We start from the raw sequence: 24,093 nt of genomic DNA, 5'->3' as shown, positions 1-24,093 counted from the left end.
TTCTTGGCCGGGGCGTTCAGGAGTATGCTGAACTTGCCGCGGATCGCGTTGGCCACAGCGGGGCCATGCCGAAGCCGGAAAACGGGTGTGTAGGGAGGAAAGCGACTGCCGAGGCAAGTTTCCCCAACCTGGTCGATCGCACGGCCTCTGATCCGTACCTGGCTCGAATTCGCACCCGCCGGACGCACGATCACGTTGCCTGCAGGCGTCCAGATCTATTCCCAGGAAGAGATATCTCCGTATTTCTACCTGGTGGAGAAGGGCGCCGTTCAGGCGACCTATTATCATCCGAACGGCGCCGTGCTCGTCCTTGAAATCATGGGCCCCGGCTCCCTTTTCGGCGAGGGTCCGGCATTCGAGCGGCAACCGCGCCAGATCACGGCCGAGACACTGTCGCCGGCCAAGCTCATCGAATTCCACGCCGACGATGTGGCTAATGCCATGGCCGCCGATTCCCGGCTTGCCCTGGTGCTCATCAAGATCATGAGCTCAAAGCAGCGTTCCCTCATTCCCAAACTTGCGATGACCGCGAGGCGGTCGCACGAGGGTGCGTTGCTAAATCTTCTGCTGCGCTTCGCCAGCTACGGCGACCTGTCCATCCAGCTCACCCATGCCCAGATGGCTGAAATCATCGGCGCATCCCGCATCACGGTTACACGAACGTTGGCACGCCTGCGTCGGGACGGCCTCGTTACGCTGGGAAATGGCGTGGTGAAGGTGGTTTCCAAGGAAAGATTGGCTGAACGGCTGGGCAGGTCGCCCTGACCCTTCCGGTTCGGCCGCCGCGCCATGTTCTGCCGTCTATCAGCTCAATATGCTGGCTCCAGTCATGACGCTCAGCAACTCAAATAAAAGCGTTGCTCCGGTCAGTGCGGTCAGACCTGAGGGGTCCAGCGGGGGCGACACCTCGACCAGATCAGCAGCCACGATGTCGAGGCCGTGGAGCGCGCGGACCATCTGCTGAGCCTCGCGCGTAGTGATGCCGCCGATCTCGGGAGTGCCGGTTCCAGGAGCGAAGGAGGGATCGATCACATCGATATCGAACGATATGTAGGTGGGCGCTTCGCCAACGATCGAGCGGGCCTCCGCCATGATTGATTCCGCACCGCGCGCTATGAATTCTTCGATGAAAACAATGCGGATGCCGGCGTCGCGTGCGAAATCATAGTTCCGCGCATCCGAGATCGAGCCTCTTATGCCGATCTGAATCATGCGTTTCGGATCGAGCAAGCCTTCTTCCACGGCGCGGCGGAACGGCGTCCCGTGATTGTATCGGTTGCCGAAGAACTCGTCGTAAGTGTCCGAATGGGCATCGAAGTGGATCAGCCCTACCGGCTCGTCCACGGTTCCGCGCAGGATCGGCAGCGTAACGAGATGATCGCCACCCACGGCGAGCGGCTTCGCTCCCGCTCGGCGGACATTGGCGAAGTAGGTAGAGATGGTGTCGAGCGCGCCATTCAGGTCGAGCGGGCTCAACGGTACGTCGCCGCAATCTCCCACGCGCGCCAGGTCGAAGGGCGACAGGCCGGTAGCGTGATGGACGCGTCGCACCAGAGCGGACTGGTTGCGTATCTCACGCGGCCCGTGGCGGGCCCCCGGCCGATTGGTCGTACCGCTGTCGAAGGGGATACCTATCAGGGCGATGTCGACCTGGTCGGGACGCACCACCGGCAAGCGCATGAAGGTCGATAACCCCGCGAACCGCGGTACCTTGCCGGAGTCGAGCGGCTGGAAATTTTCGGTGCTCATCGTCGTGCCTCCTTCAGATACCCAAGCCCGACGCAAGCTATTCGCGTGCGCTGCCGGTTGCATGGGCGTGTCGCCACGCGTCCTGTCGACCGGCCTTCCTGGCCGCCAGGCAAAACAGCGCTTCCGCGAGCAGACGGCCTGCGAGAATGCTGGTCGTACCGCTGGATGAATCGAAATCCGGCGACACTTCCACCAGATCGAATCCGGCAAAGCCGTCCCGCGCGGCAATACGCACCGCGCGAATGATCTCCCGCGAAGTGAGACCGCCCGGTTCGGGGCTGTTCGTGGCCGGCGCGAAGGCCGGGTCGACGCCATCGATATCGAGGCTGATATACAGCCGGGCGCCATCCGCGCTGGCTATCGCACGCGCATGTTCGGCCACGGCCTCGATGCCGAGACGCTCGACTTCCTCCATGGAAAATACCGTGATGCCGAGCTGCCTGTAGAGTGGCGTCCATTCCGGCAGGTTGCGTGGCCCTCGCGCGCCGATAACCACGACCCGATGCGGATCCACCTTGTCTAGTTCGGTAATACGCAAAAGCGGGGAAGCGCGAGTAAGGCGATCGCCGCTGAAGGATTCACTGAGATCGAGGTGGGTGTCGAAGACGATGAGGCCGACCGGCAGGTCACCGGCATCGCTGACCGCCCGCACCGCCGGGTAGCTGATGCCGTGATCGCCGCCGATGGACAGAGGAACGGCGCCGGCGGCCAGCACCGCGGCAAGTCTCGCTTCGAAACGCGCATAGCTGGCGACGTTGTCTCCGGGCACCACGTCGATGTCGCCTGCGTCGGCCACCGCGATGTGCATCGACATGTCCAGGTCCCAGTCGAAGCTGTAGCTGCCGTAGAGGAGCGAATATTTGCGGATCTCCTGCGGCGCGCGCCGCGTCGCCCCGCCACGGAATGTCGCGATGCCGTCATACGGCATCCCCAGCACGACCGCATCGGCCGAAAGCCCCGCAAGGTCGCGCACATAGGGGACTGCCATAAAGGGCGGTACATCGCCGTAAATACGCGGGACACCGGCCGGGCTCAGCGCTTCATTCATGAGCGCGCTCCTTCACGACTTTGCGACAGGAATCACTGGCTCTGTTCCCCGGCAGTCGCCTGCTCGGTCTGGAAGAGCATGTTGCGAGACCTCCAGGTGTCGAGAAATTCCCGCAGGCGTGAGCTTTGCGGCTTGTTGAACAGCTTGGCGGGTGGACCCTGCTCGATCACCTTGCCGTGGTCCATGAACACGACGCGGTCGGCAACCTGGGCCGCGAAACCCATTTCGTGGGTGACGATCACCATCGTAATACCCTCACTGGCCAACTGCTTCATGGTATCGAGAACTTCGCCGACAAGCTGCGGATCGAGGGCGGAGGTCGGCTCGTCGAACAGGATCACATGCGGCTCCATGGCGAGCGCGCGGGCGATGCCGACGCGTTGCTGCTGCCCCCCGGAGAGCTGCGAGGGATAGCGGTCCGCGAAATCACCCAATCCGACCTTGGCGAGCGCTCGGTGGCCTGCCTCCCGGGCCTTTGTGACCGGGATGCGCTTGGTCAGGCGGGGTCCCAGCGTCACATTGTCCAGCACCGTCATATGCGGCCACAGATTGAAGTGCTGGAACACCATGCCGACATTCCGCCGTACGGCATCGATGTTACGCTCGCTTTCGCGTATCAGTGCGGTGCCCGACCTTCGGTAGCCGAGAAGGCGGCCTTCGATTTCGATTTCACCGCTCGTGTATTCCTCGAGGAAACTGGTGCAGCGCAGCAGCGTGCTCTTGCCCGACCCGGAAGGACCGATGATGCAGACAACCTCCGAGGGGTTGATATCCAGCGATATTCCGGACAGTGCGGTGAACTTGCCGAACTCCTTCGTCAAATCCCGGATCTTGATGACGGGTTCGGAAGATTGGGTGACCATCGCTTCTGTCCGATCGTTCTGTAGATACATCGCCTAAAACCGTACGCGCCGCTCTACGTATTTACCGACCTGTGCGACGGCTTCCACCAGCAGCCAGTAAAGCAGCGCGGCAGCGAGATAGGGCTGGATGACGGCATAGGTCTCGTTGACGAATTGCGTCGTATTCTTGGTCAGTTCGGCGACCGTGATGATGGAAAGAACCGCCGATTCCTTGATGAGGATGATGACCTCGTTGACCATTGGCGGCGTGATCAGGACCAGCATCTGCGGCAACTTGATATGGCGCACGATCTGCGTGCTCGTGAGACCGGCCATGCGGGCGGCCTCGATCTGCCCCTTGGGGATGGACTGGAAGCCGGAGCGGAAGATTTCCGCGAAATAGGCGGCGCCGTAGAAGCCGAGGCCGAATACGCCGACCGTTTCCGCATCCAGCCTGAGCCCGATGCTCGGCCCGCCGTAGTAGAGCACAAAGAGCAGGATCAGGATCGGCAAGCCGCGCATGATCTCGATGTAGGTGCGCACGGCCCAGTGCAGCGGCTTCAAGCCCACCCCCTCCAGGCAGGCGAGAACGAGGCCGACGGCTATGCCCAAAACGGTCGCCAGCGCGCAAATCCACGCCGTCGTCACCAGTCCGGCGAGCATCAGCGGCGCGTACTGTACCCACAGGTCGAAAAACTGTGTCATGGGCTCAGGTCCCGCGCGCCAGCCGCTGCTCCGCGGCGCGGCCGATCAGCGACAAAAGGAAATTGGTGACGATGTAGATGACGGCAGCCGTGATGTAGATCTCGAACGGACGGTAGGTCGTCGCCACGATCTGTTGGCTTACGCGCATCAGTTCCGTCACCGCGATAACGGAAACCAGCGAGGAATTCTTCAGGATGCTGATGGTCTCGTTGACCAGCGAGGGGATGACCAGCCGGAATATCTGCGGAACAAGTATGTAGATGCGCGCCGACCACTTGCGAATCCCCACCATGCGAGCGGCTTCCATTTGTCCGGGCGGGATCGCCAAGAGCCCGCCGCGGAAGATTTCAGCCTGGAAGGCGATGGTGTTGAGCGTCAGTGCGAGGATGGCCGCGAGGATGGGCGCCACGTTTATGCCGATCAGCGGCAGCAGGTAATAGATGATCAGCAACTGCACGAGGATGGGCGTACCGCGCCACACACTCTGGTAGATGCGTGAAACCCGGCGCCGCAACGCGCTCGCGGACGTCAATCCGAAGCACAGCAGCAGGCCGAGCGGCATGCCGAGCACAATGGCCACGCCCGAGACGAGGATCGTGACGCCCGTGCCCCACAGCATCATGGGCAGATTGTCCTGGATGAGGGCAATTGTAGCCACCGAACATCACCCTGAAAAGCTTGATCCGAAACCGGCGCGGGGAGATATCCTGACGATACAACCGACGCCGCTGCGGGGACGCATGCTCACGCTGTCGCAATTGTCCCCGCGGCGTCCGGCCGAGCCGGAGTTGTCGTCACTCCTGCGGCACAGGAAGCGCGTCGGTCGGCAGTTTCATTGTGAAACCGAACCACTTCTCCTGAAGCTTGGCCATCGTTCCATCGGCCGCGAGCTTCCGGAACTGATCGTCGACGAGATCGGCCAGCGACTTGCTGTCGTCGTCCTTGCGAAAGGCCCAGCTGAAATAGGTCGGTGCTCCGAAGGTCGTCTGCACGGTTTCGAAAACGTCGCCGCGCTGCTTTTGCAGGTAGAGCAGGTTGGGCAGCGAGTTCACCACCGCGTCGGTCCGTCCCGCAGCGAGGTCGGCATAGGCTTCGTTGAAGTCCACGTATGTCTGTATGCTGGCGATCGGCGCCAGTCCCTTCCCCTCGAGCTGTTTGGAGAAAGACTGGGTGGCCTTGAGCTGGGCCGAGCCGGCCTGCGTGCCGACGGTCTTGCCGCTCAAATCCTCGGGCTTGTTGAGCGATGTATCGCCCTTGCGCTTGACGTACGCGAAAGAGGCATCGGCGATTGGCAAGGATAGCCGATAGGTGTCGTAGCGCTGCTTGTTCACCGTGACCGATGTAATGATCGCATCGAACTTCTTGGTCTGCAAACCGGGCAGCAGGCCCTGGAACGGCAGGTCGAGACGCGTGACCTTGACATCCGGAAGCGCCTTCATGACTTCCTGGAAGAGATCCACGCCGTAGCCTACGATCTTGCCGTTCTCGACATATTCGAACGGCGGGTAGCGGGCCTCCGAAGCGATGACGATCTCGCCCTTTTCCTTGATCCGTTCAAGAAGATCGGCTGCGGTGGCTACGCTCGCCATCACCAGCGACAGCGAAGCGGCAAGCAACGCCGAGGCGCACAACTTCAAAGCAGATCGCATGAATTCCTCCTGTCCCCATGTTCTCGCTCGTTGTTGAATTTCAGTTCACGTGATTTGCGTCGCGTGCAGTGCGGTTTCCATCATCCGCGACTTATGCATCCACCCCTAGGCATTCCCCGTACCGACCGGCGATGCGGAAATCGTACGACCGCAGCATAGCAGCATTGACTCTCTGATAAATGTGGAAGGAATAGACTATAGATCGGAATTTACGATGTGACGCCGCTGGGCCGGGCGCGCGCTTCAGGGAGCTCCCATATGCGGTTGTCGGCATCCGATATTCGAGCGCTGCGGGTTTTCCGTTCTGTGGTGGAGCATGGCGGCTTCACCGGCGCGCAACTGGCGCTTTCCATGAGCCAATCGACGATCAGCTTCCAGATCAATGCGCTTGAGCAGCGGCTCGGTTTTTCGCTGTGCCAGCGCGGGCGGCGTGGCTTCGCGCTCACCGACCGCGGCAGCGCCGTCTACGATTATTCCCATTCGCTGACGTCGGCGCTCTCGTCGTTCGAGCAACAACTGGGTGAGCTACGTTCGCGCGCGACCGGCGTACTGCGCGTGGGGATCGTCGATGCGACCGTCACCGATACGGCCCTCGGGCTTGACGACGTAATCGATCAATTCATCAGAAAGGCCAGCGAGGTCGATTTGCGCATAACGATCGGCTCGCCGGAACAGCTCATAGCCGATATCGCCAAGGGCGGCATCGATTGCGCCATCTCCCCGCGCATAAAACTGCTTCCCGGTTACGCACAAACAGAGTTCCATCACGAAATAAACTCCCTGTATTGCAGCGAACGTCATCCGCTGTTCGGCAAGAAGGTCGTGACGAAGGCGGACGTGGAGGCGGCACAGGTCGTGGTGCGGCCATATGCGAACAAGTCCGAGTTGCAATACATTCCAGATGCAAGGGTCGGCGCCTATGCCTCGAATATCGAGGCGCAGGCCATGTACATTCTAAGCGGCCACTTTCTCGGCTACCTGCCGGACCACATGACGGTCATGTTCAGGGAGAAAAACCGGCTCAAGGCGCTGCTGGTTCCCGAAGCGCAAATCCGCTCGCCGTTCGTCATCATCTCGCCCAAGCACAAGAAAGCTTCCCTGTCGCAACGGATATTCACTCAGGAATTGCGAAGGAGGGTAGCCAGCAGCGGCCAGCGTCCCGTAGATCCAGGGCATAATCCACCGCCGACCAGCCGCAGAAAATAGCTTCGGGCGTTAAATGCGGGGCGCCCCGTCATCGATCCTGTAGTGGGCGTCCGTTGGAACGCACGCGGCTCCGTTGACCGGCACGAGGTCCTGCGGGCAGGCCGAAAAAGCGACGACGATATCCATTTCCGCCAGCAACGAAACATGGGAGCCCGGCTCCGAGACCGGGGCCTCGAAAGAGATCGAACCCTGTTCGCCGACCGGAATATTCATGAACAGATTGAGAGGAGACGGGGTTTCCGGCGGCGCAAGGCCGAGCACCGACAGAGCCGCGGCGAGATTATCGGTGCAATTGTCGTGGTGGCCTGCATGCCCCAGCTGCTCGTAACGATAGCGATCGCATGCCGCGATCAGCGTATCGTGCACGCCGCCGGATGTGTCTTCCACGACGGTCAGCATCGGGCGACGCCTGTTGCTGCGCAGCGTATCGCCGACTTTCGGATTGAGCTTCAGCATGGCACCGCGGCTGTGCTCCATCGACATGAACTCGGTCACATCGTTCGCGCAAAACGCCCATGTATCCACGACCTGGCTTCCATGCGTGTTGATGACAGTGACGATCTGGCCCTTCCTCACACGCGCGGCGACGCCTTTGCGTGCGGGGATGACGCAGACCTTGTCCTGCTGACCGCTCTTGTCCATGCTCCGCTTCCTTTTCGTTCAGCCTTTCCGCGCTTCCCGTTCGACAAAGATATAGCCCAGGAAATTCAACAATACCTGTGCCGCCAGGAATCCGGTTATGCCCGAAGGATCGTAAGCCGGCGCGACCTCGACGAGATCGATGCCGACGACGTCGCCCCGCTTGACCAGGCCCTTCAGGATTTCCATGACTTCATAGTACAGGAAGCCGCCGTGGCTGGGCGTGCCCGTTCCGGGCGCAATCGAAGGATCGAAGCCGTCGATATCGAGTGTCACGTAATAGCGGGAGCCGGCCGGTATGCCGGCAAGAACGCCCTCGGCGCCGAGTTTGCGCGCCTGCCGCACGGAAAGAATCGTCGAGCCCCGCTGGCGCGCATCCTCGTAACCGTCCCGGGCGGTCGAGGAAACGTTGCGGATGCCGATCTGGCTCAGTCCTGTAACATGAGACTGCTCGGCGGCCCGCCGCATGGGATTGCCGTGACCTTCCCGCACGCCGTGGCGGACATCGACGAAGTCCAGATGCGCGTCGATCTGCACGATATGGATCGGACCATGTTCGCTGAAGGCCCGAACGCAGGGGATGTTGATGGCGTGATCGCCGCCCAGCACCAGCGGAAGGGCTCCTTTCTCGAGGATCTTCCGCACTGCCTTTTCGGTGTTGGCGTGGCTGGTTGCGGTATCGGTATGCACGATGTCGGCATCGCCGATGTCGACGATCCGCACCTTGTCGAGAGGCAGGTAGACCTCGTCGTCCTCATGATCATAGGCGCCACTATGGCCGAAGGAGAAAAGCGTCGATGCCTCGCGGATAGCGCGGGGGCCGAAGCGGGCGCCGGAACGATATTGGGTGCCCATGTCGAAAGGTACGCCCAGGACCGCGACGTCCGCATCGATCTTGTTCCAGTCCAGGCAGGCGGGACGCTTGCCGAACGTACAAAGCCCCACGAAAGGAAGATCGAGACGCCCGCTCTCGTATCCATGTCCTGTCATCAAAATCCTCCATCGATCATGAATTTCTCCGGCGGGCTGTAAAAGATCGTCGGCAGAAGAACGCAGCCGGCCGGGCTGCTCGATTGCCCTAGTGATCCGGAACCGCCTGCGATCGACGTAAAGCCCGCTGAATGCACACAGGTGTTCAATTCACCGGCTCTTGCTTAGCATTCGCATCGAACTCCAATCCATAACGAGTATTCGTCGTTCATATCGTGGTTTTCGATTATTTCTCGTCGGCATCAGCACCAACGAGACAGGATCGTCTCAACCGAGAGTAAAGGCATTCTGGACTGGGAGCGAGTTGGACTGAGAGCGGGAAAATTCCGGCTCATCGTAGCGCTTCAGGAGAGCGGAGATGAGACAGGTTTGGGCCTCACCTCGGTAGTGACACATGAAGGTACTCAGCCGCCAGCAGCGCTATGCCGAACGTCATATGCGTTGCGCACCTGACGGTTCCGTGCTCCGTTAGCGACAGTACGTTTCGCTGGGCGAAACCCGTCGAATATCGAACTGGCGAAGCGGCATCATCCACATAATTCGAGGCAGGCACATGACGCAGAACATGGAAACCGATCCTTTCAACGTCTCGATGCGCAAGTTTCTGAAGCAGGTCGGCGTGACCTCGCAGCAGGCGATCGAAAAAGCCGTGGAGAAGGAAGACCTCAAGGGTCAAGGGCGCCTGATCGTGAAGGCCGTGATCACCGCGGAGCGCGCCGGCTTACGCCACGTCGTCGAAGGTGAAATCGATCTCGGCTGATGCCGGCGACCTAGGGCGTCAAAGACACAGGCGGGTCAACTGACGAACCGGATTTCTCCGGACGGGCTCGTGTCGTATCCGGTCAGCTCGGCGGCGCGTCGGGCGAAGCCGTCCTGCCCGAGGAATCGCACCAGCGCCTGCACCGAAGGCTGGAAATAGGTGCGCTGCCGCATCAAAAGATCGAAATTTTCCCACATCAGCGACACGAATTCGAGACCGGCTGCGAGTGCCGCGGAGCGCGTGGCGATGCCGCAATCGGCTCGTCCGGTACGGACTGCCGCGGCAAGATCAGGGCCTGTGAGGCAGGGTGGCTGAAGTCGATTGAGATCGCCTCGCCGCGCACCGCATCGGCCGAGCAATAGTTCGAGCAGCATGTCCGCTCCGGCGCCGGGCTGACGCACCGCTATCAGGGCATGGTTCTCAAGGACATCGGCAAGACTGTTGAGTGATTTCGGGTTGCCCGGCGGCAGCAGAAGCCCTTGCTCGCGCCGCACGAAACCGATCAGCACCGCGTCGTGCAATTGAGGGATCGAGCGCGCTGCAACGACATTGGCATCGTCGGCCTCGCTGTGAAAATGGATCGCAGCAGCGGCGACTTCCCCGCGCAACAGCCGCATCACCCCTGTTTCCGTACCCTCGTTGAGCGACGCAAGGCCCGAGCCCGCCTGGCGCAGGCTCCATTCGAGCAGATCGTCCTGGCTGCCGCCAACGATCGGAGGCGGTTCGGGCATGATCATGCCCGCGGGACGGGTCAGCCCCGAAAGAACCCAACGGTCCAGTTCGTGGCGCGGAAACAGCCACTTGCCGGTCACCTTGCTGCACGGAATCCGGTTTTCGGCGACCAGCTCGTAAAGTTTGCGCTCGCCCAGGCGTAGATAGTCGGCGGCTTCGGCTGTCGTCAGTAGATCCATCCTGCAAGTTTATGCATATTCCTGCGCAAGTTCAATTACTTGACCAGTACAGAATGAATGCAGCAGAAGTTGCGTGGAATCTGTCGCGGGCAAGGGTTTTGAATGTCGGAAGGCGTCAGCGCATGGCAACTTATCGCGAGTGGTGATGCGACGCTGTTCGCCATCGTGCGGCTGTCGCTCGCGGTCAGCCTGTCCGCCGTTGCGATCGCGGTCATAGCCGGCCTGCCTCTCGGAGCCATGCTGGCCCTCACGCGCTTTCCCGGGCGTTCCGCGGTGGTCGTGGTTCTCAACGGTTTCATGGGGCTGCCGCCGGTCGTTGTCGGGTTGACCGTCTACCTGCTCCTTTCGCGATCGGGGCCGCTCGGCGAGTTCGGCCTCTTGTTCACGCCCGCCGCGATGGTCGTCGCGCAGGCGCTCCTGGTGCTGCCCATCATCGCGGCGCTGGCGCGCCAGACCATCGAGGATCTCTGGAGCGAATATCGCGACGAACTTACCGCGATGGGCGTCGGCCCGGCGGGCCGCGTGGCGACGCTCCTATGGGATAGCCGCTTCAGCCTCGTTACCGCGCTGCTCGCCGGCTTCGGCCGCGCGGCAGCGGAGGTCGGGACCGTGATGATCGTCGGCGGCAACATAGAGGGCTTCACCCGCACCATGACGACGACGATCGCGCTCGAGACATCCAAGGGAAACCTGCCGCTCGCAATGGGTCTCGGAATTGTCCTTATCGGCATCATCATCGCGATCAACGCCGCCGCATGGGGTATGCGGCTATGGTCCGAGCAACGGGCGGGCTGATGATGCGGGCCACACCGAGCGATCTGCCACTTGTGCTCGACGGCGTCTCGCTGCACGTTGGCTCGACCACGGTGCTCGATCGGCTGAATCTGACGATCGCGCCCGGCGCGCCGACGCTTGTCGTCGGACCCAACGGCTCAGGCAAGACGACGCTGCTGCGGCTCTGCATGCAGCTTGTCAGGCCATCGGAGGGGCGCGTGAGCTGGGGCGGGCGCACCGATGCTGGTCAGGGGCGGCGCGCCATCCTTTTCCAGAAGCCAGTCATGCTGCGCCGCTCTGCCGCCGCCAATATCACCTATGTCCTGGCGCAGGTCGGGTATCCTCGGCATCTTCGCGCCGCACGCGCGCACGAACTGCTCGATCGCGTCGGCCTTGCCGATCTCGCCGCCCGCCCGGCACGGCGCTTGTCCGGCGGCGAACAGCAGCGTGTCGCCCTCGCCCGCGCTCTGGCGCGGCAGCCGGAAATCCTGCTGCTCGACGAGCCCACCGCCAGCCTCGACCCCGCAGCGACCCTTCACGTCGAGGAAATCGTCCGCATGGCCGCGCAGTCGGGCACGAAGATCGTCATGGCCTCGCACGATCTGGGACAGGTGCGCCGGCTCGCGGGCGAAGTGGTTTTCATGGTCCGGGGCCGCGTCTGCGAACAGGCGCCCGCCGAAGACTTCTTCGATCGGCCCTCCACTCCCGAAGCCGCCGCCTTCATTCGCGGTGACCTCGTTCTCTGATTTGAAAGGAAAGGAATTTCATATGCTGAACCGCCGGCTGTTTGCCGCGATTGCCGCTTTCGCCATGTTCGCCGTTAGCGGCATTCCCGCCATCGCGCAGGACAAATCGATTGTCGTCGCCTCGACGACCTCGACGCAGGATTCGGGCCTGTTCGACTATTTGCTTCCCATATTCAAGAAAAAGACCGGCATCGCTGTGAAGGTGATCGCGCAGGGCACCGGCCAAGCCCTCGACACGGGGCGCCGTGGGGACGCGGACGTAGTCTTCGTCCATGCCAAGGCGCAGGAGCTGAAATTCCTCGAGGAAGGATACGGCGTGAAGCGGTTCGACGTCATGTATAATGACTTCGTCCTGATCGGGCCGAAGAGCGACCCCGCCGGTATTGCCGGCACCAAGGATATCGCGGCGGCCTTCGTCGCGATCAAGGACAAGAAAGCGCCTTTCGTCTCGCGCGGCGACCGCTCCGGCACCTATTCGGCCGAACTGCGCCTCTGGAAGGCAGCCGGTATCGACATCGATGCCGCGAAGGGAAGCTGGTATCGCGCGATCGGACAAGGCATGGGCGCCGCGCTCAACACCGCCGCGGCCATGGATGCCTATGTGCTCTCCGACCGCGGCACCTGGATTTCCTTCAAGAACCGGGGCGACCTCCAGATCGAGGTTGAGGGCGACAAGAGGCTGTTCAACCAGTATGGCGTGATGCTGGTCAATCCGAAGAAGCATCCGAACGTCAAGGTCGATCTCGGCCAGGCTTTCATCGACTTCCTGATCTCGCCGGAAGGCCAGAAGATAATCAGCGAATACAAGATCGGCGGTAAGCAGCTCTTCTTTCCAGACGCGAAGCCGTAGAGCAATTCCAGGAGAAACGGGAACCGATTTTCCGTCTGGAATCGCGTGAAAATAGAACGATAGAGCGTTTCCGCGATTGAGAGGAAAGTGGAAATACTCTCGCGTTCCTGAAGGCGGTTGCAAAGCGGTTCTGATCCACCCCATATCGCGCATGATGAGAACGCTTCTTCCGATCGGCGCGCTGACCAGCCTCGAAGCGGCTGTCGCCATGTTGCTCGACGGCCTGGAGCCGGTCGCCCCGAGCTTCCTGCCGCTTGAGGCGGCGCTCGGACATATTGCCGCCGGGATGCCGCCTCTCGTGCATGCCCTGCCTGCCGCCGACACGGCGATCGTCGACGGCTGGGCGTTTCGCGCGCTCGACCTTGTCGGGGCGTCGGCCTATGCGCCGATGCCGCTCGCGAATGCCCCCGCCTGGGTGGAAACGGGCGATACCATGCCGGAAGGCTGCGACTGCGTTGTCGATGCCGGCCTCGTCGACTGCAGTGGTCCGATCGCCCAGGCGCTGACGGAATCCGTGCCCGGACATGGCATCCGCCGCATGGGCGAGGACGCCGAAGCAGGGTATCCGATCGCGACGGCGGGTCGGCGTGTCACGGCCGCCGATCTTCTGCTGGCGCGCAGCGCACATATCGAAGAAATCGCGGTGCGGACACCGCGCCTGCATCTGATCGACGTGACCGCGACAAATGGCGATGATTTCACCGCGCATTTCATCACTGCCAGCGCAAAAGCCTCCGGCGCAGCGGTGAGCGCTATCGAGAAAGTCGCGCGCGACCCGGGCTCCATCGCGGAGGCACTCGATAGTCGAGCTTCGGATATGATCGTCCTCGTCGGGGGGACGGGTGCGGGCCGTACCGACGCAACGACCGAAGCGCTTGCTGCAAGGCGTGCGCTGACGGCGCACAATATCGCACTCCAACCTGGCCGGACCGCGGCGATCGGCCGGCTCGGCAAGATGCCGGTCGTTGCCCTACCCGGCATGCCGGATCAGGCATTCGCGGCATTCCTTGCGCTGGTTAAGCCGGTCCTCGACCGATTATCCGGCAGGTCCGCCCGGCAAGACATCTCCCTGCCGCTGCGGCGCAAAATCGCTTCCACGGTCGGGATTGCCGAGATTGCCCTGTTGAAGCAGGGACAGGGCGCCTGGATACCGCTTGCGGTAGGAAGCCTTTCGCTGCAAGCGATGCAGTCGGCGGATGCGTGGCTTATCGTTCCGGGCGGTAGTGAAGGATATGCTTCCGGCACGCCCGTGGCCGCCCTTCCATTCCGCGATTCCAGATGAGCCAGCGAGGGTCAGGACCTGCCGATATGACCAGTCCCGCATTTCCCGCCCGCAAGGATGCCGATCAGGAACAATTCCTGGAAGTGCTGCCGCGCGAGGAGGCACTGGCCCGTTTCGAGGCGGTTCTATTCCCGCGTGCTGTCCCGGCTGAGGAACGGGCACCGGCCGATGCGCTCGGCCTGGCGCTTGCGGAAGACGTGACGGCACCGATCGACGTGCCGCCCTTCGACCGCTCGAACGTCGACGGCTTTGCCGTGCGCGCCGCCGATATCGCCCGTGCCTCGGAAGCGCAGCCTGTCCGGCTCGCCCTGACCGGGGAGATCATCGCCTGCGGCGTCGCCCCGCAACTTTCCGTACTTGCGGGCACCGCAACTTCCATTGCGACGGGCGGGCCGGTCCCTCGGGGCGCGGACGCCATCGTCATGGTGGAACATACCCACCCCGTGGATGGTGACGTCATCGAGATTCGGCGAAGCGCCTCCCCTGGCCAGTTCGTTTCCTATGCCGGTTCCGACATAGCCCGCGGCGAGATCCTGCTACGAGCCGGAACGGTGATCGGTTCGCGCGAGATCGGCATGCTCGCCGCCTGCGGCATTGCCAGTGTAAAGGTGGCGCGCAAGCTCCGCGTCGCCGTAATGTCTACGGGCGATGAACTCATCCAGCCGGGCGAGCCGTTGCGGCCGGCCGCGATCTATGATGCCAACGGCGCGATCGTCAGCGCGGCGGTTAACGAAAATGGTGGCGACGCGGCGTTTCTGGGCGCTTTTCCGGACGACGAGGCAGCGCTGGAAGCCGCCATGCGCGCGGCGCTGGCAAATCATGACATGCTGATCCTGTCGGGCGGCACCTCGAAAGGCGCCGGCGATGTCAGCCATCGCATCATCGGCCGCCTCGGCGAGCCGGGCATCGTCGCTCACGGGGTCGCGCTGAAACCCGGAAAACCGCTTTGCCTCGCGGTTTGCGACGGCAAACCGGTGGTCATCCTGCCGGGCTTCCCGACCTCGGCCATGTTCACCTTCCACGACATGATCGTACCCGTCCTGCGACGCATGGCGGGCCTGCCGCCGCGCATGGACGCGGAGGTCACGGCAAGAATTCCGTTCCGCATCGCTTCCGAACTTGGCCGCACCGAATTCGTGATGGTGTCGCTGGTCGAGGGTCGGGAAGGGCTGGCGGCTTACCCGACCGGAAAGGGCTCGGGTGCGATCACCTCCTTCACCCAGGCGGACGGCTTCATCCGCATCGAGGCTCTGGCCGACAACATGCCGGCCGGCAGCGAGGTGCCGGTAACACTGTTCACGCCGCATGTCCGCGTTCCTGATCTCGTCATCATCGGCAGCAACTGCACCGGTCTCGATCTGGTGCTGGGGGAACTCTTCCGGAGCGGATTGTCGGTGCGTTCGCTCGCAGTCGGCAGCCTTGGCGGACTGGCCGCCGCCAGCCGTGGCGAATGCGATCTCGCGCCGATCCATCTCTTCGACCCGAAGACGGGCAGCTACAATGTGCCGTTCCTGATGGAGGGTATGGAACTCGTGGAGGGCTGGCGGCGCATGCAGGGCATCGTCTTCCGGCCGGATGACGAGCGTTTCGAGGGCCTTGCAGCCGAGGACGCCATAAAAGCCGCGCTTGACGATCCAGATTGCATGATGGTCAACCGCAACCAGGGCGCAGGGACGCGCATACTGATCGACCGATTACTGGGTTCCGCCCGGCCAGGCGGATACTGGAACCAACCGCGCTCGCACAATGCAGTGGCCGCTGCCGTTGCACAGAAGCGCGCCGATTGGGGCGTCACCATCCAGCCGGTTGCGCGGGCGGCCGGGCTGGGCTTCATTCCGCTGGCGGGAGAGCACTACGACTTTGCATTGGTCTCATCACGTGCCGGCAGGCCCGCGGTGCAGGCTTTCCTTGCCGCGCTTGCCTCGTCCGAGACCCACGCCGCACTCGCGCAAGCAGGCTTTGCCCGACCGGCTCAGTCGGCTCCCTGATCAGCAACGAGGCTGGCGAGCCGTTCGGCCTCGGCAAGGTCGTCCACCGTATTGGCGTTGAAGAATGGATCGACGGGTTCGGTCGGCCAGGACACGGTGGCGAGCCGATAACGGGCTGTCCACCGATCGATCTTGCGCAGTCCCTCCCCTACCAGCGCGTGGCGTAATTCCTCCCGAAGGCCGACGCCCCAAAGCCCGATCACCGGATGGGTCCGCTCGCCGGAGGCGGCCACCGCCAGTTGCGCATCCTCTGCCGCCCGCGCTCTGTGCAGGCGGGCGACAAGGTCGCGCGGCAGGAACGGGCAATCGCCGGCGACTGAAACGACCCATTCCGCACCGTGCCTGTTCGCTGCTGTCCAGTCGAGCCCGGCGAGCACGCCGGCAAGTGGGCCGGGATAGTCCCCGACCGTGTCCGGAATGACGGGAAGAGTAAATCGCGCGAAGCGTGCGGGATCGCCATTGGCATTCAGCAAAAGTCCCTCGCATTGCGGATTCAACCGCTCGATGACGTGGTCAAGGATCGTGCGGCCGCCGATCCGGCGCATTGGCTTGTCGCCGCCGCCCATGCGCCGCGCCAGCCCCCCGGCCAGCACGACGCCGATGGTCATGGCCTTGTCAGTCGGCATTTTCGGCTCCTTTGCGCCTGTGGCGGGGCGCTTCCTCCTCGACCGAGGCGAGATCCTGGTCGAAGACGATGCGTTCTTGCCCTGATAGCGCGACGAAGCGTTTGCCGCGCGCGCGGCCGACCAGCGTCAGGCCGACCTGCCGGGCCAGCGCCACGCCCCAGGCGGTGAAGCCCGAGCGCGAGACGAGGATCGGTATGCCCATGCGGACGGTCTTGATGGTCATTTCCGAGGTCAGCCGCCCGGTCGTGTAGAGGATCTTGTCGGCCGCATCGACGCCGTGGCGGTACATCCAGCCGGCGATCTTGTCGACTGCGTTGTGACGCCCGACATCCTCCATGTAGCAGACCGGCGTCCCTTCCCTGCAAAGCACGCAGCCATGGATCGCGCCCGCCTCGAGATAGAGCGAGGGCGTGGTGTTGATCTTGCGGGTCAGTTCGTAGAGCCACGAGGTGCGCAACTCCGAGCGGGGGAGGCTGATATCCTCGATTGCCTCCAGCAGGTCGCCGAAGGCGGTGCCCTGCGCGCAGCCCGAGGTTTGCGTCCGCTTCCTCAGCTTGTGTTCGTAATTGGTGTTGCGTTCGGTGCGCACGACGACGACCCGCAGATCGTCGTCATATTCGACCCCCGTCACCACATCGTCCGGTTTCAGCATGTTCTGGTTGAGAAGGTAGCCGAGGGCCAGATATTCGGGATAATCGCTGATCGTCATCATGGTGACGATCTCCTGTGCATTGAGATAGAGCGTGAGGGCACGCTCCACCGGCACGCGAACCTCCACCGCCGCGCCCGTATGATCGACGCCTGCGACTTTCTCGGTCAGGCGAGGGTCCTCAGGATCCGGCATGATGACCGCGAGGTCCGGTCGGCGTTTCGTCTGGTGCATGGCTGTCTCTTCAAATCGCAATCGGCGGCCGCAAGAAGGTGTCGCTCAACTTGACCTCACTCTTATAGACTGTTCAAACGAGGGCTAGTCGACAAAAAGTGCCGCCGGCTTCACGAGCGCTTGGCGCCGACCCGGTTCGACAGACCCGGAGAGACTGTAGAGACAATGGCGCAACTCTCGGACGATTGTTTCGTTTTCGGCGGACCGATGCAGCCGGTCGACGAGGTCGCCGCTCTCATCGCCTCGCGGCTCAGCGCCGTCGAGGAGAGCGAGGCGATTCCGCTGGCGCTTGCCGATGGGCGCGTCCTGGCGAAGGATATGGTGGCACTGCTCCCGCTTCCGCCCTTCACCAATTCCGCAGTCGACGGCTATGCCTTGCGCGGCGAGGACCTGCCTGAAACGGCTGAGATCGCCTTTCCCGTCAGCGGCAGGATCCAGGCCGGCATGTCGCCGGGGCAATCCATCTTGTCTGGCGAGGCCATGCGCATCTTTACGGGTGCCCCCATGCCCGATGGCGCCGACACGGTGTTCATGCAGGAGGATGTGCGCCTCGACGATTCCGGCAGGGTCGTTCTCCCTCCCGGCCTGAAAAGAGGGGCGAATGTACGGCCGAAGGGCGAGGATATCGCAGAGGGCAAGGTGGCCCTGCCAGCCGGCCACCGTATGCGCCCGCAGGACGTCGCGCTTGCCGCGGCGCTCGGCATGACGGAGGTGGAGGTCAGGCGAAGGATACGGGTCGCGATCTTCTCGACAGGGGACGAGATCGTTGCGCCGGGAAGCATTCGGGGGCCGGCGCAGCTCTTCGATTCCAACCGTTTCATGCTGACGGCCATGCTTGCCCGGTTGGGCTGCGACATCACGGACCTCGGCATTCTGGCCGATGACGGCGGCCTGATCGCGGGGAAATTGGCTGACGCCGCCGCGGCGCATGATCTGATCCTGACGTCGGGCGGCGTCTCGACCGGCGAGGCCGACTATGTCAAGGCCGCTGTCGAGAGCATCGGCACGCTGGTCTTCTGGCGCGTAGCCATCAAGCCCGGCCGGCCGGTCGCTATGGGAGTAGTCCGGGGAACCGCCTTCATCGGCCTCCCCGGAAACCCGGTGGCGAGCTTTGTCACTTTTGCCCATGTAGCGCGCGCCGCCATCCTAACATTGGCCGGGGCGCGGCTGGAGCCGCTCATCGCCAGGCCCGTGCGGGCGGCCTTCTCGTATCGAAAGAAGGAAGGGCGGCGCGAATATGTGCGGGTCAGCCTGCGCACGGTTGGAGACGGTTCATATGAGGCGGTTAAATTTCCGCGCGAAGGAGCAGGTCTGCTGTCTTCTCTCGTGGAGACAGACGGCCTCGTCGAACTCGGCGAGAAGGTCACGCGGGTAGAACCGGGCGAGACTGTCCGGTTCCTGTCTTATTCGGACCTCAATTGACGAGTTCCTCGCCGACGGCCATTCTATGCGCCAACCATGGCAATGACGCAGCTTGATCTGACGGGGCTGAAATGTCCCCTGCCGGCGCTGAAGACCCGCAAGGCGCTGAAGAGTATCGGCCCGGGCGATCGCCTCGAGGTTCGCTGCACCGACCCGCTGGCAGCCATCGATATTCCCAATCTGATCAATGAAACGGGCGATCGCCTCGAGGCGACGGAACGGGACGGCAATCATATCGTCTTCGTGATCGAGAAAGCGATGGGGCCGGCTGCCTAGCGTCATTCCTCCTGAAATGGACGCGATTTGTCGTTTCCGCCAGCGTTTGTCGCGTTTGGACGGCCTCGACAGCCCATTGATTTGGAGGAAAGTCGGGGGATTTGGAGGAAAGTCGGGGGTGGAATTTGCCGGACGGATGCTGCAACCTGTAGCGAACATGGCGGCAACATGATTGGTGGCTGGAAGCACCTTTCGATCAGGGCGGCCGGGGAGAAACGACATGACGATGCATGAACGGCGACCACGGGATCGCGGACCGAAAGGTCGCGGGCTCGATGATGCCGCGCTCCGCGAGGTTCAGGCGTTGCTGGGCTCGCGCGCGCGCCGCCGTGATCTGCTGATCGAATTCCTGCACCTGATCCAGGATGCGTATGGGCATCTGTCGGCCGCGCATTTGCGTGCGCTCGCACATGAGATGAGACTGTCGCAGGCGGAGGTCTATGAGGTCGCTTCGTTCTACGACCATTTCGACGTGGTGAAGGAAGGGGAGACACCACCTCCCGCCTTGACGATCCGCGTCTGCGATTCCGTAAGCTGCATGCTCGCAGGAGCGGAGACGCTGGTCGGGGCATTGCAGAAGGGAGCCGATCCGGCCTCGGTAAGGGTGGTTCGTGCGCCTTGCATGGGCCGATGCGCGGACGCGCCGGCCGCACGAATTGGCGACCGTGAAGTCGGCCACGCCACGGTCGATGGACTGTTGGAGATGGCAAGGAAGGGTGAGACCGAGATCGTCGTTCCGGATTATATCGGCTTTGCCGCCTACCGGGCCGAAGGCGGCTATGAACTGCTGGGCAAGGTGCGCGCCGGCGAGGTGCCGGTCGAAGCGCTGATCAAGACCATGCAGGATGCCGGCCTGCGCGGGCTCGGCGGCGCGGGCTTCCCCGCCGGCAAGAAATGGGAGATCGTCCGCTCCTATCCCGGACCGCGGCTGATGTCGGTAAACGGCGACGAGGGCGAGCCGGGTACGTTCAAGGACCGCATCTATCTGGAGCGCGACCCGCACCGCACGCTGGAAGGGGCGCTGATCGCGGCCCATGCGGTGGAGGCAGAGCGCATCTATTTCTACATGCGCGACGAATACCCGGCGGTGCTTCATATCCTGCGCACGGAGATCGCGGCACTTGAAGCGGCCGGCATCGCCGCGCCCGGTTTCATCGAATTGCGGCGCGGAGCCGGCGCCTATATATGCGGCGAGGAAAGCGCGATGCTGGAATCGATCGAGGGCAAGCGCGGCCTGCCGCGCCACCGGCCGCCCTATATCGCCGAACTCGGCCTGTTCGGCCGCCCGACGCTCAATCACAATGTCGAGACGCTTTGGTGGGTTCGCGATATCGTTGAGAAGGGCGCGGCATGGTTTGCCGCGCTCGGCAAGCCCGGCCATCCCGGCATCCGTTCTTGGTCGGTGTCAGGACGGGTGAAGAACCCCGGTGTCAAGCTGGCGCCGGCCGGCATCACCGTGCGCGAGTTGATCGAGGAACATTGCGGCGGCATGCAGGACGGCCACACCTTCAAGGCCTATTTGCCGGGCGGTGCATCGGGCGGCATCCTGCCGGCGTCGATGGGCGACGTCCCGCTCGATTTCGGCGGTGAACTGGCCAAGCTCGGCGCATTCGTCGGCTCGCATGCGATCGTGATCTTCTCGGACCAAGACAGCGCCAAGGCTGCGACCGTCAACCTCCTGAAATTCTTCAAACACGAGAGCTGCGGCCAGTGCACGCCGTGCCGCGAGGGCACCGGCAAGATGGTCCAATTGCTGCACAAAGACGGCGCGCTCGACGAAACGGGGCTGCGCGACCTCGAACAGGTGATGCGCGACGCTTCCATCTGCGGTCTCGGCCAGGCCGCGCCCAATCCGGTCAATCATTTGCTGACCTATTTCCGCGAGGATCTCTGATATGGCGGATATGATCGAATTCACCCTGGACGGAAAGACGGTCACGGCGGCCGAAGGTGAAACCATCTGGGAAGTGGCGAAGCGCGAAGGCACCGACATCCCGCACCTGTGCCATGTCGATCTGCCCGGCTATCGTCCGGACGGCAATTGCCGCGCCTGCATGGTCGATATCGAGGGCGAGCGCGTGCTTGCCGCCTCCTGCATCCGCAAGCCGACGAAAGGCATGGTCGTCAAGACCGACACCGAGCGCGCCGAAAAGTCGCGCGCCATGGTGTTCGAGCTTTTGGCGAGCAACATGCGGCCGGCCGAGGAAGGCCCCGACAACCAGTCGGCATTCTGGCAATGGGCCTCGTCGATGGGGATTTCGGGCAGCGAGCGCTACCGGTCGAAGTTCGCCGGCGCGCACCATCCCGAGCCGGAGTTCGACATCTCCAATCCGGCGATCGCGGTCAATCTCGACGCCTGTATCGCCTGTGGGGCATGCGTGCGCGCCTGCCGCGAGGTCCAGGTCAACGACGTCATCGGCATGGCCGAGCGCTCCGACCACACCATTCCGGTCTTCGACATCCACGACCCGATGGGGCTGTCGACCTGCGTGACCTGCGGCGAGTGCGTGCAGGCCTGCCCGACCGGCGCGCTTTATGAAAAGACGCTGATGGACCCGGCCGGCAAGAGGCGCGCCATTCAGGAGTTCGACAAGATCGTCGACAGCGTCTGCCCCTTCTGCGGCGTCGGCTGCCAGACGAAAGTCGCCGTCAAGGACAACAGGATCGTCCAGGTGGACGGCCGCGACGGCCCGTCCAACGAGAACCGCCTCTGCGTCAAGGGCCGTTTCGGCTTCGATTATGCGATGTCGCCGGAGCGCCTGACCAGGCCGTTGATCCGTCGCGACGACGCTCCGAAAGCCGGCGACATCGATCTGCGCGGCGTCGATCCGCTGACCGTGTTCCGCGAGGCGACCTGGGAGGAGGCGATGGAACGCGCCGCCGGTGGCCTCAAGAAGATCCTCAAGGAAAATGGCGGCTCCGCGCTGGCGGGTTTCGGTTCGGCAAAGGGCTCCAACGAAGAAGCCTACCTGTTCCAGAAGCTGGTGCGCCAGGGGTTCGGCACCAACAATGTCGACCATTGCACGCGCCTCTGCCACGCCTCTTCCGTCGCCGCTCTCATGGAGGGCGTCGGTTCGGGCGCGGTTTCAGCGCCCTTCATGGATGTCACGAAGGCCGAATGCGCCATCATCATCGGCGCCCGCCCAACCACCAACCATCCGGTCGCGGCGACTTATTTCAAGCAGGCGGTCAAGCGCGGCCTGAAACTGATCGTCATGGATCCGCGCCGCCAGGATATCATGCGCCATGCCACCTATTCGCTGCAGTTCAAGCCGGGCAGCGACGTGGCTATGCTCAACGCGCTCCTGCACGTCATCGTGGAGGAAAAGCTCTACGACGAGCAGTACATCCAGGCCAACGTGACCGGCTTCGAGGCGTTGAAGAACAAGGTCAAGGACTTCTCGCCGGAGGCGATGTCGGAGGTGTGCGGCATCGAGGCCTCGGTGCTGCGCGATGTGGCGCGCATCTACGCCAAGTCCGAGCGCTCGATGATTTTCTGGGGCATGGGTGTTTCCCAGCATACCCATGGCACCGACAATTCGCGCTGCCTGATCGCGCTGGCGCTGATCACCGGTCATGTCGGGAGGCCGGGCACCGGCCTCCATCCCCTGCGTGGCCAGAACAACGTCCAGGGCGCTTCCGATGTCGGCCTGATCCCGATGTACTATGCCGACTACAAATCGGTGGAGAATATCGACATCCGCAGCCAGTACGAGAATTTCTGGGGCCAGACGCTGGACCCGAAGCGCGGCCTGACCGTGGTCGAAATCATCGACGCTATCCATGCGGACGAGATCAAGGGCATGTACATCATGGGCGAGAATCCGGCGATGTCGGATCCCGATCAGACCCACGCCCGCGCCGCGCTCGCCAAGCTCGACCATCTGGTGGTGCAGGATATTTTCATGACCGAAACCGCCTGGCATGCGGACGTGGTGCTGCCGGCTTCGGCACATGCCGAGAAGCTCGGCACCTATACGAACACCAACCGGCAGGTGCAGATCGGCCGGCCGGCGCTCGACCTGCCGGGCGAGGCGCGTCAGGATCTCGACATCATCATCGATCTCGCCCGGCGGCTGGGGCTCGACTGGAACTACGCCCATGTTTCGGATGTTTACACCGAGATGACGAAGGTCATGCCGTCGCTCGACCACATCTCGTGGGAGCGCATCGAACGCGAGGATTCGGTCATCTATCCGGCAGACGGTCCGGATGTACCGGGAAACGAGATCGTCTTTACCTCCGGCTTCCCGACATCCGACGGGCGTGGCCGCATCGTGCCGACGGATCTCCTGCCGCCGGCCGAAGTGCCGGACGAGCAATATCCGCTGGTGCTCACCACCGGGCGTATGCTCGAACACTGGCATACGGGCGCCATGACAAGGCGCGCGGGCGTACTCAACGCCATCGAGCCGCAGGGCATCGCTGCGATGAACCCTTACGAGATCGAACGGCAGGGCCTTCGGATCGGCGACCTGATCGAAGTTGAAACCAGGCGCGGTACGACCGAAGCCATCCTGCGCGCCGACAGGGAAGTCGCTGACGGCATGATATTCATGCCCTTCTGCTTCAACGAGAGCCCTGCAAACAGGCTCACCAATCCGATGCTCGACCCCTACGGCAAGATCCCGGAGTTCAAATATTGCGCAGCGCGCGTGGCACCGCTTTCCAGACACATCGAGGCTGCTGAATAGAATTGCATCCTTGTCACGGGGATGCCGCCATTTCGAACGAGGCTCGATGGGTT

General features: G+C 62.9%; 23 protein-coding genes. 12 read left to right on the top strand and 11 right to left on the bottom strand.

All coding sequences use genetic code 11. The features are described from left to right. Positions 1-195 precede the first annotated feature (195 nt). Positions 196-765 (top strand): Crp/Fnr family transcriptional regulator, encoded by a 570-nt coding sequence (locus tag RBH77_RS10445; protein ID WP_311032079.1) that lies wholly within the window; start codon positions 196-198, stop codon positions 763-765. Positions 766-804: 39 nt separating this feature from the next. Here the strand turns inward: RBH77_RS10445 and speB (RBH77_RS10440) are convergent, their stop codons facing one another. The 6 genes from speB (RBH77_RS10440) to RBH77_RS10415 form a co-directional block, all read right to left on the bottom strand. Next, positions 805-1,749, bottom strand: coding sequence for an agmatinase (gene speB / locus RBH77_RS10440; protein ID WP_311032078.1), 945 nt, complete (start codon positions 1,747-1,749; stop codon positions 805-807). Between the two features lie 37 nt (positions 1,750-1,786). Beyond that, positions 1,787-2,797, bottom strand: coding sequence for an agmatinase (gene speB, locus RBH77_RS10435; RefSeq protein ID WP_311032077.1), 1,011 nt, complete (start codon positions 2,795-2,797; stop codon positions 1,787-1,789). 32 nt (positions 2,798-2,829) lie between these two features. After that, a complete protein-coding gene (locus tag RBH77_RS10430) occupies positions 2,830-3,660 on the bottom strand; it encodes an amino acid ABC transporter ATP-binding protein (RefSeq protein ID WP_311032076.1) in 831 nt (276 codons plus the stop codon). A gap of 33 nt (positions 3,661-3,693) precedes the next feature. Continuing rightward, positions 3,694-4,344 (bottom strand): amino acid ABC transporter permease, encoded by a 651-nt coding sequence (locus tag RBH77_RS10425; protein WP_311032075.1) that lies wholly within the window; start codon positions 4,342-4,344, stop codon positions 3,694-3,696. Between the two features lie 4 nt (positions 4,345-4,348). Next, positions 4,349-5,002: an amino acid ABC transporter permease gene (locus tag RBH77_RS10420; protein WP_311032074.1), complete on the bottom strand. Its 654-nt coding sequence runs from the start codon at positions 5,000-5,002 to the stop codon at positions 4,349-4,351. Positions 5,003-5,138: 136 nt separating this feature from the next. After that, positions 5,139-5,993, bottom strand: coding sequence for a transporter substrate-binding domain-containing protein (locus tag RBH77_RS10415; RefSeq protein ID WP_311032073.1), 855 nt, complete (start codon positions 5,991-5,993; stop codon positions 5,139-5,141). Positions 5,994-6,251: 258 nt separating this feature from the next. Between RBH77_RS10415 and RBH77_RS10410 the strand changes: the two genes are divergently transcribed. Further along, a complete protein-coding gene (locus RBH77_RS10410; protein ID WP_311032072.1) occupies positions 6,252-7,199 on the top strand; it encodes a LysR family transcriptional regulator in 948 nt (315 codons plus the stop codon). A gap of 9 nt (positions 7,200-7,208) precedes the next feature. On the opposite strand, the gene RBH77_RS10405 is transcribed toward RBH77_RS10410, so the two are convergent. Then, positions 7,209-7,841 (bottom strand): DUF1989 domain-containing protein, encoded by a 633-nt coding sequence (locus tag RBH77_RS10405; RefSeq protein WP_311032071.1) that lies wholly within the window; start codon positions 7,839-7,841, stop codon positions 7,209-7,211. A gap of 18 nt (positions 7,842-7,859) precedes the next feature. Then, positions 7,860-8,828 (bottom strand): agmatinase, encoded by a 969-nt coding sequence (gene speB, locus RBH77_RS10400; protein ID WP_311032070.1) that lies wholly within the window; start codon positions 8,826-8,828, stop codon positions 7,860-7,862. A gap of 553 nt (positions 8,829-9,381) precedes the next feature. Between speB (RBH77_RS10400) and RBH77_RS10395 the strand changes: the two genes are divergently transcribed. Continuing rightward, positions 9,382-9,588 carry a DUF6494 family protein gene (locus tag RBH77_RS10395; RefSeq protein ID WP_311032068.1) on the top strand — a complete coding sequence of 69 codons (207 nt, stop codon included), beginning with the start codon at positions 9,382-9,384 and terminating at the stop codon, positions 9,586-9,588. A 35-nt stretch (positions 9,589-9,623) separates the two neighbouring features. Here the strand turns inward: RBH77_RS10395 and RBH77_RS10390 are convergent, their stop codons facing one another. Continuing rightward, positions 9,624-10,499: a substrate-binding domain-containing protein gene (locus RBH77_RS10390; protein ID WP_311032066.1), complete on the bottom strand. Its 876-nt coding sequence runs from the start codon at positions 10,497-10,499 to the stop codon at positions 9,624-9,626. 102 nt (positions 10,500-10,601) lie between these two features. On the opposite strand from RBH77_RS10390, the gene RBH77_RS10385 reads away from it, so the two are divergent. The 5 genes from RBH77_RS10385 (at position 10,602) to RBH77_RS10365 (ending at position 16,139) form a co-directional block, all read left to right on the top strand. Next, on the top strand, positions 10,602-11,294 hold the full coding sequence (locus tag RBH77_RS10385) for an ABC transporter permease (RefSeq protein WP_311032064.1): 693 nt from the start codon (positions 10,602-10,604) through the stop codon (positions 11,292-11,294). Between the two features lie 2 nt (positions 11,295-11,296). Next, the gene (locus tag RBH77_RS10380) at positions 11,297-12,019 is read left to right on the top strand and encodes an ATP-binding cassette domain-containing protein (RefSeq protein ID WP_311032499.1); all 723 of its coding nucleotides are present in this window, start codon (positions 11,297-11,299) and stop codon (positions 12,017-12,019) included. Positions 12,020-12,083: 64 nt separating this feature from the next. Further along, complete coding sequence (locus RBH77_RS10375) at positions 12,084-12,869, top strand: ABC transporter substrate-binding protein (RefSeq protein WP_311032498.1); 786 nt, start codon at positions 12,084-12,086, stop codon at positions 12,867-12,869. Positions 12,870-13,020: 151 nt separating this feature from the next. Further along, complete coding sequence (locus tag RBH77_RS10370) at positions 13,021-14,151, top strand: molybdopterin-binding protein (RefSeq protein ID WP_311032063.1); 1,131 nt, start codon at positions 13,021-13,023, stop codon at positions 14,149-14,151. A 26-nt stretch (positions 14,152-14,177) separates the two neighbouring features. Beyond that, on the top strand, positions 14,178-16,139 hold the full coding sequence (locus tag RBH77_RS10365) for a molybdopterin biosynthesis protein (protein ID WP_311032062.1): 1,962 nt from the start codon (positions 14,178-14,180) through the stop codon (positions 16,137-16,139). Here the strand turns inward: RBH77_RS10365 and mobA are convergent. Further along, positions 16,124-16,765: a molybdenum cofactor guanylyltransferase MobA gene (gene mobA, locus RBH77_RS10360; protein WP_311032061.1), complete on the bottom strand. Its 642-nt coding sequence runs from the start codon at positions 16,763-16,765 to the stop codon at positions 16,124-16,126. The two genes, RBH77_RS10365 and mobA, sit on opposite strands and share 16 nt — an antisense overlap. After that, positions 16,755-17,648, bottom strand: a complete 894-nt coding sequence (locus RBH77_RS10355) for a formate dehydrogenase accessory sulfurtransferase FdhD (protein WP_311032060.1) — start codon at positions 17,646-17,648, stop codon at positions 16,755-16,757. The genes mobA and RBH77_RS10355 overlap by 11 nt, the downstream gene beginning before the upstream one ends. A 165-nt stretch (positions 17,649-17,813) precedes the next feature. On the opposite strand from RBH77_RS10355, the gene RBH77_RS10350 reads away from it, so the two are divergent. The 4 genes from RBH77_RS10350 to fdhF all read left to right on the top strand — a co-directional run bounded on the left by RBH77_RS10350 (position 17,814) and on the right by fdhF (position 24,040). Continuing rightward, positions 17,814-19,070, top strand: coding sequence for a molybdopterin molybdotransferase MoeA (locus RBH77_RS10350; protein ID WP_311032059.1), 1,257 nt, complete (start codon positions 17,814-17,816; stop codon positions 19,068-19,070). A gap of 36 nt (positions 19,071-19,106) precedes the next feature. Further along, a complete protein-coding gene (locus tag RBH77_RS10345) occupies positions 19,107-19,346 on the top strand; it encodes a sulfurtransferase TusA family protein (RefSeq protein ID WP_311032058.1) in 240 nt (79 codons plus the stop codon). A 220-nt stretch (positions 19,347-19,566) separates the two neighbouring features. Beyond that, entirely contained in the window at positions 19,567-21,240 is a 1,674-nt protein-coding gene (locus tag RBH77_RS10340) for an NAD(P)H-dependent oxidoreductase subunit E (protein WP_311032056.1), read from the top strand. 1 nt (position 21,241) lies between these two features. After that, the gene (gene fdhF, locus RBH77_RS10335) at positions 21,242-24,040 is read left to right on the top strand and encodes a formate dehydrogenase subunit alpha (RefSeq protein ID WP_311032054.1); all 2,799 of its coding nucleotides are present in this window, start codon (positions 21,242-21,244) and stop codon (positions 24,038-24,040) included. The last annotated feature ends 53 nt before the right edge of the window (positions 24,041-24,093 follow it).

The organism is Mesorhizobium koreense (assembly GCF_031656215.1).
Taxonomy (GTDB): domain Bacteria; phylum Pseudomonadota; class Alphaproteobacteria; order Rhizobiales; family Rhizobiaceae; genus Mesorhizobium_L; species Mesorhizobium_L koreense.
Note: the sequence above shows the minus strand (reverse complement) of the source record. Positions and strands in the feature narration are given on the sequence as shown.

What these genes read in the sequence shown, in the direction of transcription:
- speB (WP_311032078.1), bottom strand. Translation starts at nt 1,749, where the DNA reads ATGAGCACCGAAAATTTCCAGCCGCTCGACTCCGGCAAGGTACCGCGG.
- speB (WP_311032077.1), bottom strand. Translation starts at nt 2,797, where the DNA reads ATGAATGAAGCGCTGAGCCCGGCCGGTGTCCCGCGTATTTACGGCGAT.
- RBH77_RS10430 (WP_311032076.1), bottom strand. Translation starts at nt 3,660, where the DNA reads ATGGTCACCCAATCTTCCGAACCCGTCATCAAGATCCGGGATTTGACG.
- RBH77_RS10425 (WP_311032075.1), bottom strand. Translation starts at nt 4,344, where the DNA reads ATGACACAGTTTTTCGACCTGTGGGTACAGTACGCGCCGCTGATGCTC.
- RBH77_RS10415 (WP_311032073.1), bottom strand. Translation starts at nt 5,993, where the DNA reads ATGCGATCTGCTTTGAAGTTGTGCGCCTCGGCGTTGCTTGCCGCTTCG.
- RBH77_RS10410 (WP_311032072.1), top strand. Translation starts at nt 6,252, where the DNA reads ATGCGGTTGTCGGCATCCGATATTCGAGCGCTGCGGGTTTTCCGTTCT.
- RBH77_RS10405 (WP_311032071.1), bottom strand. Translation starts at nt 7,841, where the DNA reads ATGGACAAGAGCGGTCAGCAGGACAAGGTCTGCGTCATCCCCGCACGC.
- speB (WP_311032070.1), bottom strand. Translation starts at nt 8,828, where the DNA reads ATGACAGGACATGGATACGAGAGCGGGCGTCTCGATCTTCCTTTCGTG.
- RBH77_RS10395 (WP_311032068.1), top strand. Translation starts at nt 9,382, where the DNA reads ATGACGCAGAACATGGAAACCGATCCTTTCAACGTCTCGATGCGCAAG.
- RBH77_RS10390 (WP_311032066.1), bottom strand. Translation starts at nt 10,499, where the DNA reads ATGGATCTACTGACGACAGCCGAAGCCGCCGACTATCTACGCCTGGGC.
- RBH77_RS10385 (WP_311032064.1), top strand. Translation starts at nt 10,602, where the DNA reads ATGTCGGAAGGCGTCAGCGCATGGCAACTTATCGCGAGTGGTGATGCG.
- RBH77_RS10380 (WP_311032499.1), top strand. Translation starts at nt 11,297, where the DNA reads ATGCGGGCCACACCGAGCGATCTGCCACTTGTGCTCGACGGCGTCTCG.
- RBH77_RS10375 (WP_311032498.1), top strand. Translation starts at nt 12,084, where the DNA reads ATGTTCGCCGTTAGCGGCATTCCCGCCATCGCGCAGGACAAATCGATT.
- RBH77_RS10370 (WP_311032063.1), top strand. Translation starts at nt 13,021, where the DNA reads ATGATGAGAACGCTTCTTCCGATCGGCGCGCTGACCAGCCTCGAAGCG.
- RBH77_RS10365 (WP_311032062.1), top strand. Translation starts at nt 14,178, where the DNA reads ATGACCAGTCCCGCATTTCCCGCCCGCAAGGATGCCGATCAGGAACAA.
- mobA (WP_311032061.1), bottom strand. Translation starts at nt 16,765, where the DNA reads ATGCCGACTGACAAGGCCATGACCATCGGCGTCGTGCTGGCCGGGGGG.
- RBH77_RS10355 (WP_311032060.1), bottom strand. Translation starts at nt 17,648, where the DNA reads ATGCACCAGACGAAACGCCGACCGGACCTCGCGGTCATCATGCCGGAT.
- RBH77_RS10350 (WP_311032059.1), top strand. Translation starts at nt 17,814, where the DNA reads ATGGCGCAACTCTCGGACGATTGTTTCGTTTTCGGCGGACCGATGCAG.
- RBH77_RS10345 (WP_311032058.1), top strand. Translation starts at nt 19,107, where the DNA reads ATGGCAATGACGCAGCTTGATCTGACGGGGCTGAAATGTCCCCTGCCG.
- RBH77_RS10340 (WP_311032056.1), top strand. Translation starts at nt 19,567, where the DNA reads ATGACGATGCATGAACGGCGACCACGGGATCGCGGACCGAAAGGTCGC.
- fdhF (WP_311032054.1), top strand. Translation starts at nt 21,242, where the DNA reads ATGGCGGATATGATCGAATTCACCCTGGACGGAAAGACGGTCACGGCG.